At 52.9% G+C, this 1088-nt stretch carries 1 protein-coding gene; it reads left to right on the forward strand.

All coding sequences use genetic code 11. The features are described from left to right. Positions 1–1088, forward strand: a 1088-nt coding sequence (locus KDK17_RS02570) for a hypothetical protein (RefSeq protein ID WP_257287267.1), incomplete at both ends; no start/stop codon positions are given.

Here is a 1088-nt window from a genome sequence, read left to right on the forward strand (position 1 = left end):
CCCGTAGAAGATTTCGCCAGAAAACTGTTCACTGAAATCCGGACAAAACGCATCACGATCCGTAATGCCCTGGTGGCGGTGGATGTATTGGGGCGCAAATGGACGGGCACCCTGCCCGCCAACGGCAATGTCCTGTGGTCACAGTCAGACCCTCGCGTCAAGCTGGTGCTTGAAAAGGACGAACGGGGTCAGTTGATGGCCCGTCAGGTCCCTGTTGAAGAAGGGCTGGTGACAAAACTCCGGGACTTGCCCGCTTTACCCCGCGGCAGGGATTATGTGCGCTTGGGTCCCGACGATGACCGTTCTTTCGAACAGGCCAGACGTTTACTGGTGAGTACGTTTATCGAAAACGGTGGCAGACAGCCACTCTCCGAACTGATTGAGCAATACAACCGTCGGTTGCAACAACTCACCAGTGATGACTTTTCTCCTTACCGGTTGATGCCGTTGCCGGTGGCCAATGCCGAACTGCCTTCTGCACAGGCCGGGGCACCAAGAGCGCTTCATATGAGCGCCTTTGTCCGTGCAGAGTCAATCGGGGACCCATTTTCGGGGGTTGGCCTGCTGGCCTACGGCAATCGCTTTGCGCAAGAGAATTTTTTCCGGGCTCAGCAGGCGGGGTATGATCTGGCCTGGCAAGTCACAAAACCACCATCTGATGGGATAACAGCGCTGTTTACTCGCCAGCTGCTAGGGTCTTTGCAGGAGATTGTGGCACCCGGTGGCAATGATATAAACCCGTTCAGGGTTTCCAGCCCTGACCTGATGGTTTCTGTATTAGGAAAAGATGACCTTTCTGCGCTCTATGCCCATAAACGAAATGACTTTTCCAACCTGGGTCAGCGGTATATCAAGTCCCTGAACGAGTTATTGGGTCACTTTCTGGGGGACAAAGCAGATCAAAAAGCACCGAAACTGAACACCTTGAAAAGGAATGAACAGAGAAAGTCGTTTCAAAAAAGCCTTTCGCTCGGGATTGACAAAAGGCTGAAGCATCCCCCCTATAGCACTGTCAGCTTTACTGATCCCATGTCCCTGGCTAATAGCGAGGCTTTTGCTGGAGACAACAACCAATACCTGCCTGTTGT

Origin of the sequence: Endozoicomonas sp. SESOKO2, from assembly GCF_024606245.1 — a bacterium.
In the GTDB taxonomy this organism is placed as follows: Bacteria; Pseudomonadota; Gammaproteobacteria; order Pseudomonadales; family Endozoicomonadaceae; genus Endozoicomonas_A.